Origin of the sequence: Pantoea deleyi (assembly GCF_022647325.1) — a bacterium.
Lineage (GTDB): Bacteria > Pseudomonadota > Gammaproteobacteria > Enterobacterales > Enterobacteriaceae > Pantoea > Pantoea deleyi.
Window position 1 is genome coordinate 2,670,855 of the sequence record NZ_CP071405.1, and the last position, 12,992, is coordinate 2,683,846.

Below are 12,992 nucleotides of genomic sequence, written 5' to 3' on the forward strand. Positions count from 1 at the left end.
TTTTCCGCCACGTTCAGGAGCATAAGGTGATCGATTTACGCAGTGATACCGTGACCCGGCCCAGCGCCGCCATGTTAAGCGCGATGATGTCTGCCGAAACCGGGGATGACGTCTATCGTGATGATCCCACCGTGAATGCGCTGGAGGCGGAAGCGGCGCGGCTCAGCGGCAAAGCCGCGGCGCTGTTTTTCCCGACCGGCACCCAGGCCAACCTGGTGGCGCTGCTGAGTCACTGTGAACGTGGCGATGAATATATCGTGGGCCAGCAGGCGCACAACTACAAATATGAGGCGGGCGGTGCGGCGGTACTGGGCAGCATTCAGCCACAGCCTGTTCTGGCCGCGGAGGATGGCACGCTGCCGCTCGACGTGGTGGCGGCCGCCATCAAGCCGGACGATATTCACTTCGCCCGCACCCGTCTGCTGAGCCTGGAGAACACCCATCACGGCAGGGTTCTGCCGCTGGACTATCTGGAGCAGGCCTGGGCCTTTACCCGCCAGCATCAGCTGGCGTTGCACATCGATGGCGCCCGCATTTTCAACGCGGTGGTCGCCCAGCAGACCACGCTGGCGGCGATCGCGCGCTATTGCGACAGCCTGACCATCTGTCTCTCCAAGGGTCTCGGCACGCCGGTAGGCTCCCTGCTGTGTGGCGACACGGCGTTGATCGCGCGCGCCCGTCGCTGGCGCAAAATGACCGGCGGCGGCATGCGGCAGGCCGGTATCCTGGCGGCGGCCGGTCTCTATGCGCTAGAGCACAACGTGGCGCGCCTGCAGGAGGATCATGACAACGCCGCCTGGCTGGGCGCGCAGTTACAGGCGCTGGGCGTCAGCATTATCGATCAGCAGACCAACATGCTGTTTGTGGCGGTGCCGGAAGATCAGGTCACCGCCCTGGGGGAGTGGATGAAGGCGCACGGCGTATTGATCAGTGTCGGGCCCCGTACCCGGCTGGTCACCCATCTGGATGCAGACCGGGCGGCGCTGGCACAGGTTGTCGCGCACTGGAAAGCCTTCCTGCAACAGCGCTAACCGCGCTACTCCGCCGCGCCATACTTTTCCAGCAGCGCGGCGGCGATCGCGGCGGTTTCTGCATCCGGCAGACCGCGATAATCTGCAGGCCGGAAGTGCATCTGAAACGCGGCGATCACCTTCTGCGCCTCACGCGCGTTCATCCCGGTGGAAGCCGGATAGCCATAGCGTTGCAGGCGCGCCAGTACGGATTCGGCAGGCACTGCGGCATGCGGATCCTGCCCGGCCAGATAAAAGGCGACCCGGCTGGCGTCGGGCCAGGCACCGATGCCGTGCTGCGCCAGCTGCTGCCAGGGAAACTGCGGCCCCGGATCCTGCTTGCGCTGCGGCGCAATATCACTGTGACCGACAATGTTTTCTGCGGCGATGCCGTAGCGCTGCGTGATGTCGCGCAGCAGCGCCTCCAGCGCGGCGATCTGCGCGGCGGTAAACGGCTGCCATTCGAGGCCGGTCAGGGTGCGGCGATAGCCCCGGTTGACCAGCTCAATGCCAATCGAGGTGTCATTAATGCGGGTGGCCCCGCGCCAGAAGCTGGGACCGGCATGCCACGCGAGCTGCTGCTCCGGCACCAGCTGCCAGACGATCCCCTTTCCGGCACGCTGCGGCGGCTGACGCGGGATCAGATAGTGAGCGCTGACCTCACGATCGGTGAGGGTCGCCAGCGATGAGGAGAAATCCTCGGCGGTGTAGTGAACCACAATCACTTTCACCCGCGGCCGCGCCCCCTGGGCCGGATGACGCTGATCGGCCCAGTAGCCCTCACGGGGCTCGATTCCGGCGTGGCAGCCCGCCAGCAGCAGCGCCAGCATCAGCAGCAGACCACGTTTCAACGGATAATGACCGCCGTTCCGGTAACGCTGACCATCAGCATGCTGCTCTCTTTGCCGACCGTTTCGTAGTCGATATCGATACCGACCACCGCGTTCGCGCCCAGCGATTTTGCCTGTTGCTCCAGCTCCTCAAAGGCGATCTCCCGCGCTTTGCGCAGCTCTTTCTCATAGGCGCCGGAACGGCCACCGACCACGTCGCGGATGCCCGCAAAGAAATCACGGAAGATGTTGGCACCCAGAATCGCTTCACCGGTGACCACACCGCAATATTCGCTGATGCTGTGACCTTCCAGCGTAGGGGTTGTTGAAAATTTCATCCTATTCTCCTCGTTGAAAACCGGACCAGGGCTCTTTCGACTAAAAAGCACGACTATACTCTATGCTAAAAAGGGCACCTTGCCAGAGAACCATAAGGAAATCGAGATGAGAAACAATGCGTTTGCGCTCCTGCTCCCAGCGGCGCTGCTGCTCAGCGCCTGTACCACCGTTGAGCCCGTGACAAAGGATAATGGCCCGCGTACCGCACCCTGCATCGAAGGCGGTCCTGACCAGGTCGCCCAGCAGTTTTACGATTTGCGTATCGCGCAGCCTGTCCAGGGGCTGCCCGACAGCAACACCCTGGCAAAATATCGTCCTTATCTGAGTGATGCGCTTTACCATTCGCTGCAGACAGCCAGCAGCAGCACCGCAGACGCACAGTGGCGCAACGGCGATCTCTTCTCCAGCCTCTCACAGGGCCCGACGGCGGCCAGCGTGGCCGACGCCTCCACGATTCCGAACCGCGACGCGCGCAATATTCCGCTGCGGGTCGATCTGAGCCGCGGCGATAAAAAGTGGCAGGATGAGGTGCTGATGATCCATCAGGGCAGTTGCTGGGTCGTGGATGACGTGCGCTACATGGCTGATCCGGTTCACGCCACCGGCGGCAGCCTGAGCCAGATGCTTGAGCAGGCGAAAAAATAACCCCGGTCGTCATCCGGCAGAGAAGCGCAGTCGCCGCCCGGCACTGCGCTTTTTTTATGTCTGCTGTTCACCGGTGGCCCCGTCACGGCACCAGACGGCGCACGATATTGTGCTAAACTTTAGGTGTTTAGGGCTGTTTTACAAATTTTAACCCACCTTATTTGCATAACTATTCTGGTGACGTTAAAATCCGCGACACTAATAGCTATTCAAATCTGGCGCATGAGTATTCAACTAAACGCAATAAACTGCTTCTACGGTGCTCATCAGGCGCTGTTCGACATCAACCTTGAATGTCCGCAAGGCGAAACCCTTGTGCTGCTGGGTCCCAGCGGTGCCGGGAAAAGCTCCCTGTTGCGGGTACTTAACCTGCTGGAGCAGCCCCGTTCAGGTCAGTTGCAGATTGCCGGCAATCAGTTTGATTTCAGCCAGAAACCCGCTGATGCCGCGATCCGCGAACTGCGGCAGAACGTCGGCATGGTGTTTCAGCAATACAATCTCTGGCCGCACCTCACCGTGCTGCAGAACCTGATTGAGGCGCCCTGCCGGGTCTTAGGCCTGAGCAAAGGTGAAGCGCGCGCCCGCGCCGACAAGCTGCTCGATCGTCTGCGCCTGACGCCTTACAGCGATCGTTATCCGCTGCACCTCTCGGGTGGTCAGCAGCAGCGTGTGGCAATTGCCCGCGCGCTGATGATGGAGCCGCAGGTGCTGCTGTTCGATGAGCCAACCGCCGCGCTGGACCCTGAAATTACCGCACAGATTGTCAGTATCATTCGCGAGCTGGCCCAGACCCGTATTACCCAGGTGATTGTGACCCATGAGGTGGAAGTGGCCCGTAAAACGGCCAGCCGCGTCGTCTATATGGAGAACGGTCATATTGTGGAACAGGGCGATGCCAGCCGTTTTACACAGCCGCAAACCGAGGCGTTTGCTCACTATCTTTCGCACTAAGTCAGGATGCTAAAAATGAAAAAAATGGTACTTGCTGCACTGCTTGCTGGTTTTAGCCTGAGCGCCACGGCGGCGCAGACAATTCGTTTTGCGACCGAAGCCTCCTACCCGCCTTTTGAGTTCGTGGATGCTGACAACAAGATTCAGGGCTTTGATGTCGATCTGGCCAATGCGCTCTGTAAAGAGATCGACGCCACCTGCACCTTTACAAATCAGGCGTTCGACAGCCTGATCCCGAGCCTGAAATTCCGTCGCTTCGATGCGGTGATGGCGGGCATGGATATCACCCCGGATCGTGAAAAGCAGGTGCTGTTCACCAAACCTTATTACGATAACTCGGCGCTGTTTGTGGCGCAGAAAGGCAAAGTCGCCAGCGTTGACGCGCTGAAAGGCAAGCGTGTCGGTGTGCAGAACGGCACCACCCACCAGAAATACCTGACGGACAAACACAGCGAGATCACCATCGTGCCTTACGACAGCTATCAGAACGCCGTGCTGGATCTGAAAAATGGCCGTATCGACGCGGTATTTGGTGACACCGCCGTGGTCAACGAGTGGCTGAAGAAGAACCTGGCGCTGGCCGCTGTTGGCGACAAAGTGACGGATAAGGCCTACTTTGGCACCGGCCTGGGCATTGCGGTCCGCACCGGTAATACCGATCTGCAGACGAAATTCAATGGCGCGCTGGATAAGATCAAAGCCGACGGGACCTACAAAACCATCTACAGCAAATGGTTCCAGCAGTAATTTCTGATGAATGAAATGATGACCCTCGCAAGCGCCGCCGGTATGACCGTCGGCCTTGCTGTTTGTGCTCTTATCGCTGGCCTGGTGCTGGCGATGATTTTCGCTGGCTGGGAGTCGCTGCGCCTGAAACCCCTGGCGTGGGCAGGCACCGGGCTGGTGACGCTGATCCGCGGCCTGCCGGAAATCCTGGTGGTGCTGTTTATCTATTTCGGCGCCTCGCAGCTCCTGCTTACGCTCTCCGATGGCTTTACGCTCAACTTCGGGCTGTTTCAGCTGCCGGTTCAGATGCAGATCGAAAACTTCGACGTCAGTCCTTTCCTGTGCGGGGTAATTGCGCTGGCCATGCTCTACGCGGCCTATGCTTCGCAGACCCTGCGCGGCGCCCTGAAAGCGGTGCCGGTGGGTCAGTGGGAGTCGGGTCAGGCGCTGGGCATGAGGAAGTCGGCCATCTTTCTGCGACTGATTATGCCGCAGATGTGGCGTCACGCCCTGCCCGGTCTGGGAAATCAGTGGCTGGTGCTGCTCAAGGATACCGCGCTGGTGTCGCTGATCAGCGTGAATGACCTGATGCTGCAGACCAAAAGTATCGCGACCCGCACCCAGGAGCCGTTTACCTGGTTCCTGGTGGCCGCCGCGATCTATTTAGTGATCACCCTGTTAAGCCAGGCGGTGCTGCGTCGCATCGAGCTGCGCACGACACGCTTTGAACGGGGGAACAGCTAATGCTCGCCTATCTGCCTGAACTCCTGAAAGGTCTGCACACCAGTCTGACGCTGACGGCCGCCTCGCTGGTCGTCGCCCTGCTGCTTGCGCTGCTTTTCACCGTTGTGCTGTCCCTGAAAACCCCGCTGTTTTCGCCGCTGGTTAAAGGCTTTATCACGCTGTTTACCGGCACTCCGCTGCTGGTGCAGATCTTTCTGATCTACTACGGGCCGGGACAGTTCCCCTCGCTGCAGCAGGTGCCGTGGCTCTGGCACTTACTGTCGCAGCCGTGGCTCTGTGCGATGCTGGCCCTGTCACTCAACAGCGCCGCCTACACCACGCAGCTCTTTTACGGGGCCGTGCGCGCCATTCCGGCCGGACAGTGGCAGTCGTGCGCGGCGCTCGGCATGAGCCGCAAAGATACGCTGCGCATTCTGCTGCCCTATGCATTTAAACGCGCCCTCTCCTCCTACTCCAATGAGGTGGTGCTGGTGTTTAAGGGCACCTCGCTGGCCTATACCATTACCCTGATGGAAGTCATGGGCCATGGTCAGCTGCTCTATGGCCGCACCTATGACATCACGGTCTATGCCGCAGCGGGTCTGATCTATCTCTGTGTTAACGGCTTACTGACGCTGATGATGCGACTGATTGAGAAACGCGCCCTGGCGTTTGAACGCCGTCACTGACCGACGGGCGGGTTCTCCCGCCCTTTTCGCCTGAAAAATCACACCAATTGCATAAAAATTCATTTTATGGCAGGGTATCGCCTTCTCTGGCTGACCACATCACAGGACTCATAAAATGAAAAAATGGATTATCGCCGCCGCGCTGGTTTCGCTCGCTATGAGCGCTCAGGCCGCCGAAAAGATCCGCTTTGCCGCTTCAGCGACCTATCCGCCATTTGAATCGCTGGACCCGGACAACAACCTGGTGGGATTCGATATCGATCTGGCCAAAGCGCTGTGCCAGCAGATGAAAGCGGAGTGCACCTTTACCAACAACGCCTTCGACAGCCTGATCCCATCACTCAAGTTCCGCCGCTATGACGCGGTGATCTCCGGCATGGATATCACCAGCGAGCGCAGTAAGCAGGTCGATTTCACCCAGCCCTATTACGCCAACTCCGCCATCGTCATTGCCCCCAAAGGCAAGTTCAGCAGCTTCGGCGACCTGAAAGGCAAGCGCATTGGCGTTGAGAACGGCACCACCCACCAGAAGTATCTGCAGGATAAGCATCCGGAAGTGAAAGTGGTGGCGTATGACAGCTATCAGAATGCCATTCTGGATATAAAGAGTGGCCGGCTGGATGGCGTATTTGGCGACAGCGCGGTAGTGAACCAGTGGCTGAAGAGCAATCCGGCGCTCGCCACGGTCGGCGATCATGTCACCGACGCCGACTATTTCGGCACCGGCCTGGGCATTGCCGTGCGTAAAGGCAATACCACGCTGCTCAATGCGTTCAATCAGGCACTGGCTGAGCTGAAAACCAGCGGCCGCTGGCAGCAGCTTAATCAGAAGTGGTTCCCGGAGTAATCTCAGACTGCGCCTGTGCGGGGCGCATGTCCGGCTCAGTGCTGACGGCGGGTTAACAGCGTCAGCACTTCAAAATGGGCGGTATGCGGAAACATATCGAACAGCTGCACCTTCGTTATCTCATAGGCGTCCAGCCGGGCAATATCCTGCGCCATCGTCTGCGGATTGCAGCTCGAATAGAGCAGATAATCCGGGGCCATCTGGCTCAGATAGTCACACAGCGCCTCGCCAATCCCGCGACGGGGCGGATTCACCAGCACCAGTTCAGGCACCGCGTCACGCGTGGTGGCAAACGCCGTGGAGTCCAGCGCCGCAAACTGCACCTTTTCCAGCCCCAGCATCTCAGCGGAACGCTGGGCGCATTTGATCGCCTCGGCGCTGATCTCGATACCGGTCAGCGTCATCTCCGGTGTCGCGCAGTGCAGACCGAAACCGCCCACGCCGCAGAACAGATCCCACATGCTGCTGACCGGCAGCGCCCTGACCCAGTCGCGCGCGGTGGCATAGAGAGCGCTCGCCACCTGCGGGTTGGTCTGAAAGAAGCTCTGCGGCCGTATCCAGAGCGGCACGCCGTTAAAATTTTCCGGCAGCGCCTGGACGGGCGTCAGCGCAATCTCCTCATCCCCTTCCAGGATCGCCATATGTACCGGCTGAATATTGGCCGAGATCACCGTCAGCTGCGGCAACTGCTGCTGCAGCCACGGCAGCGCGGCGCGCAGCTGGTCAAGCCTGGCGGCGGACCGCAGAACGAAGCGCAGCATGACGCCCCCCTGCTGGCTTTCGGTGATCAGCAGGAACTTCAGTTCGCCGCGTCTGCGTGCCACGTTATAGGGGGTCAGCCCGGCACGGGCGATAAATGGCTTCAGCGCCGCAAAAAGTGGCTGAAACGAGGCGGGATAGAGCGGACATTCGCAGAGATCGACGGCCTCGCCATCGGGCCGGACCAGACCCAGCACCGGCCGTTCAACGCTGCCGCTGACCACCATCTTGGCTTTATTGCGAAACGCCTGCTGCGGAGAGGTCACCGGCGGCAGCCAGGCCGCGACCGGCTGATCGGCCAGTTGCTGCGCCAGTATCGCCTGCTTATCGCTCAGCTGCGTGGGATAGGGTTTTTCGAGCCACTGACAGGAGCGGCAACGGTTAGCGTCATAAAGCGCGCAGTGCATGGTAAAGCCTTAACGATCGGGTCGGGCGGAGCGTGATTGTATCACCGCTTCCTGAAAAATGCGCGGCTGCTGGCGGGCAGAAACAGCAGCATCAGCACCAGCAGATCAGGGATTTTCTGCGCCAGCGTGTGGTGGATGATCTGCACGTTATTGTCGCCATCGATGCTGAAAATTTCCGGATAGATGCCGCCCAGCGAGGCGAACAGCATGTAGATCAGCACAATCACCTGGGTCACTACATAGCCCCAGCGTCCACGGTTACTGCCGCGCATCAGGGTAAAGGCGCAGCGCAGCTCAAACAGGAAGATCAGCTGACTGGCGATAAAGATCAGCGTCGCGTCCCAGGACTGGGCGCTGCGGTGCACAAAGTTGGCGAGTTCGCTGTAGCCCAGCGCGTTTGCCAGCATCAGAACGCTCAGGCAGCGGGTCGCAATAATCGCAATGCCCGCTACCGTCACCGGTACCGGCGCGCTGTCCAGCGTAATGCTGCTTTTGAAGATGTCTGACATAGTCCCTGGCTCCACCGGATCAAAAAACGGGCCGGTTAAACCGGCCCGTTCATATAGTGGCAAAGGTTAGCGATTTCAGCCACGTTTAGCTTTCTGAATATCGCTTAAACGCTGTTTTTCTTCGTGTGCCATGAACCGCCAGGCGATAAAACCCACAAGGCCGACCACAAACAGGATCAGGGAGGCCAGGGCGTTGATTTCCGGGTTAACGCCGCGTCGCACGGTGGCGAAGATCGCCATCGGCAGCGTGGTCGCCCCCGGCCCGGTGACAAAGCTGGCGATAACCAGATCGTCGAGCGACAGCGTAAACGCCAGCAGCCAGCCGGTGACAATCGCCGGCGCAATCATGGGCACGGTTATTACGAAAAAGACCTTGAGCGGGGTGGCACCCAGGTCCATCGCCGCCTCTTCTATCGAGCGGTCCAGCTCACGCAGACGCGAGTTGATCACCACCGCCACATATGCCGTACAGAAGGTAACGTGCGCCAGCCAGATGGTCAGCATGCCGCGCTCAGACGGCCAGCCAAAGGCGTTGCCCATAGCGACAAACAGCAGCAGCAGCGACAGGCCGGTGATCACGTCGGGCATCACCAGCGGCGCGGTCAGCATAAAGGCAAAGCCGTTGTGCCCGCGGAAGCGGCCGAAGCGCACGATGATCACCGCCGCCAGCGTGCCGAGCACCACCGCCATCGTCGCGGAAAGCCCGGCGATGCTCAGGCTCAAAAGCACCGCATCGATCATCGCACTGTCCTGGAACAGCACCTTATACCAGTGGAACGAGAAGCTCTCCCACACGGTCACCAGCGGTGAGCTGTTAAAGGAGTAGACCACCAGCAGCAGCATCGGCGCATACAGAAACAGAAAACAGCAGGCCAGAATGGCGGTCCGCCAGGGCGAGCGGATGGTGGGCAGATTATTCATGCCTTCTCTCCCATTTCACGGTTTTGATGCTTGTGGAACCAGATAATCGGCAGAATCAGGATCAGCAGAATAATCACCGCCAGCGCCGAAGCTACCGGCCAGTCGCGGTTGTTAAAGAACTCCTGCCACAGGATACGGCCAATCATAATGCTGTCCGGCCCGCCCAGCAGTTCCGGGATCACGTACTCCCCGACCGCCGGAATAAACACCAGCATCGATCCGGCAATAATGCCGCCTTTGGTCAGCGGCACGATCACGCTGAAGAAGGTTTTCAGCGGGCGCGCGCCCAGATCCAGCGACGCCTCCACCAGCGAGTAGTCGATGCGGGTCAGCGCGGTGTAGATCGGCAGCACCATAAACGGCAGATAGCAGTAGACGATACCAATGTAGACCGCGGTGTTGGTGTAGAGGATCACCAGTGGATGATCGATCACGCCAAGCCACATCAGGAAACGGTTCAGGATCCCGTTGTTGTTCAGCAGCCCCATCCAGGCGTAGACGCGCACCAGAAAGGAGGTCCACGACGGCAGGATCACCAGCAGCAGCAGAATGGTGCGCATCGACGGCTTGCTGTGCGCCACCGCCCAGGCGAGCGGATAGCCAATCAGCAGACAGATCACCGTGGAGATCGCCGCCACCTTCAGCGACTGCAGATAGGCGTCGATATAGAGCGGATCGTCGGTCAGCGTCAGGTAGTTGCCGAAATTCAGCACGATGCTGAACTGATCGTCGGCCCAGCTCACCAGCTCGGTGTAGGGGGGAATCGCTCGCGCAATGTCGGCAAAGCTGATTTTCAGTACCGTCAGAAACGGCAGCAGAAACAGCAGCACCAGCCAGACATAAGGCAGAGCGATGACCAGTTTGCGGCCATGCTGCATTTTAACCCGCGTGGCCCAGCGCTGCAGCGGCGTGCCGACCAGGCGGGCAGGCGCTTTGGCGCGTTGAAAAATCTGGCTCATAGCCGCTCCTTAAACCGTCAACACCACGCAGCTGTCGCTTTCCCAGCAGAGACGTACTTTATCTCCCCAGGTCGGCAACCCTTTGCGATAGCGATGCGCGTTCTGCAACTGTGCGCTGATCATCTGTCCGCTGTGCAGACGGACATGGAAGATGGAGAGATCGCCGAGATAGGCGATATGCACCACTTCACCCACCGCGAAGTTACAGCCGTCGGCCGGCACCTCATCGCACAGCATCACTTTTTCCGGCCGCAGCGCGACGTGCACCGGCACGTTATCCACCACGGAAACATCGGAGTCGACCTTCAGCGGATGCATCAGGCCGGGGCTGTCGATCACCAGGCCATCCGCCTGACGTTCGCGCAGTAAGCCTTCGAAGACGTTCACGGAGCCGATAAACTCCGCACTGTAGCGACTGGTCGGATGCTCGTAGATCTCCTCCGGCTCGCCAATCTGCACGAACTTGCCGCGATTCATGATCGCGATGCGGCCTGCCATGGTCATCGCCTCTTCCTGATCGTGAGTGACCATCACGCAGGTGGCGCCGACGCGCTCCAGAATATCGACCACTTCCAGCTGCATCCGGTCGCGCAGTTTTTTATCCAGCGCGCCCATCGGCTCATCCAGCAGCAGCAGCTTAGGACGTTTCGCCAGGCTGCGGGCCAGTGCCACACGCTGACGCTGTCCGCCCGAGAGCTGATGCGGTTTGCGTTTCGCAAACTCCTGCATATGCACCAGCGCCAGCATTTCGGCGACACGGCTGGCGATCTCCCCTTTCGGCAGCCGATCCTGCTTCAGACCAAAGGCGATATTCTGCTCCACCGTCATGTGGGGAAACAGCGCGTAGGACTGAAACATCATGTTGATCGGGCGCTGATAGGGCGCTACGTGCGACAGATCCTGACCATCCAGCACAATCTGACCGCTGGTGGGCGGTTCAAAACCGGCCAGCATGCGCAGCAGCGTCGATTTTCCACAGCCCGAGGCGCCCAGCAGCGCGAAAATTTCACCTTTGTAGATGGTCAGGCTGACATCATCCACAGCGTGCTGGCCGTCAAAGGATTTGGTCAGGTTGCGAATTTCCAGCAGGGGCGTTAATGCCTTTGCGGTTTTATGTTGAGGACGGGGAATAGCATCGTTCACAAAGGGTTCTCTCCGGAGCCAGGCGGAACATGGCGGCAAAATCCGCCGCTAAAAATGGCACAACAGAGGCCGACACTGCGCCTCTGTTGCTGATGCGTGACAGGTCAATCCGCTCGGGACGAACTACTTACCACTTTTTACTTTAGTCCATGCGCGCGTACGCACACGATCCAGTTTGGGATCCTGGACTTTCAGCACAAACAATTTCGACATCGCTTCCGGCGTCGGGAAGATGCCCGGATTGTTGCGGATGTCGGCGTTGATCAGCGGCAGCGACGCTTTGTTGCCGTTGGCATAGTTCATTTTGTTAGAGACATCAGCGATCACTTTTGGATCCATGATGTAGTTGAGCCAGGCGTAGGCACCGTCCAGGTTTTTCGCATCTTTCGGGATCGCCATCATGTCAAAGAAGGCCAGCGCCCCCTCTTTCGGCACGCTGTAACCCAGATGCACGCCGTTTTTCGCGGCATCGGCACGGTTCTTCGCCTGCAGAATATCGCCTGACCAGCCGATCGCCACGCAGATGTTGCCGTTCGCCAGATCGTTGATGTACTGCGACGAATGGAAATAGCGGATATTCGGACGCAGCTTCAGCAGCAGATCCGTGGCCGCACCGGAGTACTCTTTGGCATCGGAGCTGTTCGGATCTTTGCCGAGATAGTTGAGCACCGTGGCGAAGATCTCCTCTGGCGCATCCAGGAAGGAGACACCACAGCTTTTCAGCTTCTCCAGGTTTTCCGGCTTCAGCACCAGATCCCAGCTGTTGACCGGTGCATCCGCACCCAGCGCGGCTTTCACCTTGTCGATGTTGTAGCCAATTCCGGTGGTGCCCCACAGATAAGGAATGGCATATTTATTACCCGGATCGTGCTGCGCCACTTTTTCCATCAGCGCCGGATCGAGGTTTTTGTAGTTAGGCAGTTTGCTCTTATCCAGCGGCTGGAAAACGCCGGACTGCAGCTGACGCGCCAGGAAGCTGGAGGATGGCACCACCACATCGTAGCCGGTGCTGCCCGCCATCAGTTTGCCTTCCAGCACTTCGTTGGAGTCAAAGACATCGTAGACCACTTTGATACCGGACTGCTTTTCGAAGTTCGGCACCGTGTCTGGCGAGATATAGTCGGACCAGTTGTAGACATGCAGCGTTTTATCTTCCGCCATGCTGCTGGCCGAGGTGGCCATCAGCGCAGCAGCTACCACAGCTGACAGCCATTTCTGACGTGAGTTGAACATATTTTCCATCCTCCTGAGCGGGTCATTACAACGCTGCAAATCAGAGATCCCTGCATTGCGTTCTGTACAAGACGTCAGTGACACAATGAATCATTATTCAGCGGGAGTTTAATAGCAAAAACCTATAGCCGGGGCGAAGTTACGCGCCTGTTACAGCCCCGCAAGCATAGCCCCCCCGGTCAGGCTGTACCAGACCCCAGCGTAAAAAACGCCTGAAACCGATATTTTATGCATGTTTGAGCTATGAGGTTCGGCTTTGATGGCATAAACCACGACAAATATCTGGCGTTAAAGGGCAAAA

Annotated in this window: 15 protein-coding genes; 7 read left to right on the forward strand and 8 right to left on the reverse strand. The window is 58.9% G+C overall.

Features of this window, described 5'->3' with window-relative positions; genetic code table 11:
• Positions 1–26 precede the first annotated feature (26 nt).
• A complete protein-coding gene (ltaE, locus tag J1C59_RS12580; RefSeq protein WP_128085257.1) occupies positions 27–1,031 on the forward strand; it encodes a low-specificity L-threonine aldolase in 1,005 nt (334 codons plus the stop codon).
• Positions 1,032–1,036: 5 nt separating this feature from the next.
• Here ltaE and J1C59_RS12585 read toward each other — a convergent pair whose 3' ends face one another.
• The gene (locus J1C59_RS12585) at positions 1,037–1,861 is read right to left on the reverse strand and encodes an N-acetylmuramoyl-L-alanine amidase (RefSeq protein WP_128085258.1); all 825 of its coding nucleotides are present in this window, start codon (positions 1,859–1,861) and stop codon (positions 1,037–1,039) included.
• Entirely contained in the window at positions 1,858–2,178 is a 321-nt protein-coding gene (locus tag J1C59_RS12590) for a heavy metal-binding domain-containing protein (protein WP_128085259.1), read from the reverse strand. Before J1C59_RS12590 ends, J1C59_RS12585 begins: the two co-directional genes overlap by 4 nt.
• 106 nt (positions 2,179–2,284) lie before the next feature.
• Here J1C59_RS12590 and J1C59_RS12595 point away from each other — a divergent pair, with 106 nt between their 5' ends.
• From J1C59_RS12595 to artJ (J1C59_RS12620), 6 genes are all read left to right on the forward strand, one after another.
• Positions 2,285–2,824: a lipoprotein gene (locus J1C59_RS12595; protein ID WP_128085260.1), complete on the forward strand. Its 540-nt coding sequence runs from the start codon at positions 2,285–2,287 to the stop codon at positions 2,822–2,824.
• A gap of 222 nt (positions 2,825–3,046) precedes the next feature.
• Positions 3,047–3,775 carry an arginine ABC transporter ATP-binding protein ArtP gene (artP, locus tag J1C59_RS12600; protein ID WP_128085261.1) on the forward strand — a complete coding sequence of 243 codons (729 nt, stop codon included), beginning with the start codon at positions 3,047–3,049 and terminating at the stop codon, positions 3,773–3,775.
• A 15-nt stretch (positions 3,776–3,790) separates the two neighbouring features.
• Positions 3,791–4,522, forward strand: a complete 732-nt coding sequence (gene artJ, locus J1C59_RS12605; protein WP_128085262.1) for an arginine ABC transporter substrate-binding protein — start codon at positions 3,791–3,793, stop codon at positions 4,520–4,522.
• A 6-nt stretch (positions 4,523–4,528) separates the two neighbouring features.
• Positions 4,529–5,245 carry an arginine ABC transporter permease ArtQ gene (gene artQ / locus J1C59_RS12610; protein WP_128085263.1) on the forward strand — a complete coding sequence of 239 codons (717 nt, stop codon included), beginning with the start codon at positions 4,529–4,531 and terminating at the stop codon, positions 5,243–5,245.
• Positions 5,245–5,913, forward strand: a complete 669-nt coding sequence (artM, locus tag J1C59_RS12615; RefSeq protein WP_128085264.1) for an arginine ABC transporter permease ArtM — start codon at positions 5,245–5,247, stop codon at positions 5,911–5,913. Before artQ ends, artM begins: the two co-directional genes overlap by 1 nt.
• Before the next feature lie 115 nt (positions 5,914–6,028).
• Positions 6,029–6,760 carry an arginine ABC transporter substrate-binding protein gene (gene artJ, locus J1C59_RS12620; protein WP_128085265.1) on the forward strand — a complete coding sequence of 244 codons (732 nt, stop codon included), beginning with the start codon at positions 6,029–6,031 and terminating at the stop codon, positions 6,758–6,760.
• 35 nt (positions 6,761–6,795) lie between these two features.
• On the opposite strand, the gene rlmC is transcribed toward artJ (J1C59_RS12620), so the two are convergent.
• The 6 genes from rlmC to potF all read right to left on the reverse strand — a co-directional run bounded on the left by rlmC (position 6,796) and on the right by potF (position 12,691).
• A complete protein-coding gene (gene rlmC, locus J1C59_RS12625; protein WP_128085266.1) occupies positions 6,796–7,926 on the reverse strand; it encodes a 23S rRNA (uracil(747)-C(5))-methyltransferase RlmC in 1,131 nt (376 codons plus the stop codon).
• 41 nt (positions 7,927–7,967) lie between these two features.
• Entirely contained in the window at positions 7,968–8,435 is a 468-nt protein-coding gene (locus J1C59_RS12630; RefSeq protein WP_128085267.1) for a YbjO family protein, read from the reverse strand.
• Between the two features lie 75 nt (positions 8,436–8,510).
• Entirely contained in the window at positions 8,511–9,356 is an 846-nt protein-coding gene (potI, locus tag J1C59_RS12635; RefSeq protein WP_128085268.1) for a putrescine ABC transporter permease PotI, read from the reverse strand.
• Complete coding sequence (potH, locus tag J1C59_RS12640) at positions 9,353–10,315, reverse strand: putrescine ABC transporter permease PotH (RefSeq protein WP_111141219.1); 963 nt, start codon at positions 10,313–10,315, stop codon at positions 9,353–9,355. Before potH ends, potI begins: the two co-directional genes overlap by 4 nt.
• A 9-nt stretch (positions 10,316–10,324) precedes the next feature.
• On the reverse strand, positions 10,325–11,458 hold the full coding sequence (gene potG / locus J1C59_RS12645; RefSeq protein WP_128085269.1) for a putrescine ABC transporter ATP-binding subunit PotG: 1,134 nt from the start codon (positions 11,456–11,458) through the stop codon (positions 10,325–10,327).
• 123 nt (positions 11,459–11,581) lie between these two features.
• Positions 11,582–12,691, reverse strand: a complete 1,110-nt coding sequence (potF, locus tag J1C59_RS12650) for a spermidine/putrescine ABC transporter substrate-binding protein PotF (protein ID WP_128085270.1) — start codon at positions 12,689–12,691, stop codon at positions 11,582–11,584.
• Positions 12,692–12,992 lie beyond the last annotated feature (301 nt).

Coding starts and splice junctions, on each gene's coding strand:
- J1C59_RS12590 (WP_128085259.1), bottom strand. CDS start 2,178: ATGAAATTTTCAACAACCCCTACGCTGGAAGGTCACAGCATCAGCGAA.
- J1C59_RS12595 (WP_128085260.1), top strand. CDS start 2,285: ATGAGAAACAATGCGTTTGCGCTCCTGCTCCCAGCGGCGCTGCTGCTC.
- artP (WP_128085261.1), top strand. CDS start 3,047: ATGAGTATTCAACTAAACGCAATAAACTGCTTCTACGGTGCTCATCAG.
- artJ (WP_128085262.1), top strand. CDS start 3,791: ATGAAAAAAATGGTACTTGCTGCACTGCTTGCTGGTTTTAGCCTGAGC.
- artQ (WP_128085263.1), top strand. CDS start 4,529: ATGAATGAAATGATGACCCTCGCAAGCGCCGCCGGTATGACCGTCGGC.
- artM (WP_128085264.1), top strand. CDS start 5,245: ATGCTCGCCTATCTGCCTGAACTCCTGAAAGGTCTGCACACCAGTCTG.
- artJ (WP_128085265.1), top strand. CDS start 6,029: ATGAAAAAATGGATTATCGCCGCCGCGCTGGTTTCGCTCGCTATGAGC.
- rlmC (WP_128085266.1), bottom strand. CDS start 7,926: ATGCACTGCGCGCTTTATGACGCTAACCGTTGCCGCTCCTGTCAGTGG.
- J1C59_RS12630 (WP_128085267.1), bottom strand. CDS start 8,435: ATGTCAGACATCTTCAAAAGCAGCATTACGCTGGACAGCGCGCCGGTA.
- potI (WP_128085268.1), bottom strand. CDS start 9,356: ATGAATAATCTGCCCACCATCCGCTCGCCCTGGCGGACCGCCATTCTG.
- potH (WP_111141219.1), bottom strand. CDS start 10,315: ATGAGCCAGATTTTTCAACGCGCCAAAGCGCCTGCCCGCCTGGTCGGC.
- potF (WP_128085270.1), bottom strand. CDS start 12,691: ATGTTCAACTCACGTCAGAAATGGCTGTCAGCTGTGGTAGCTGCTGCG.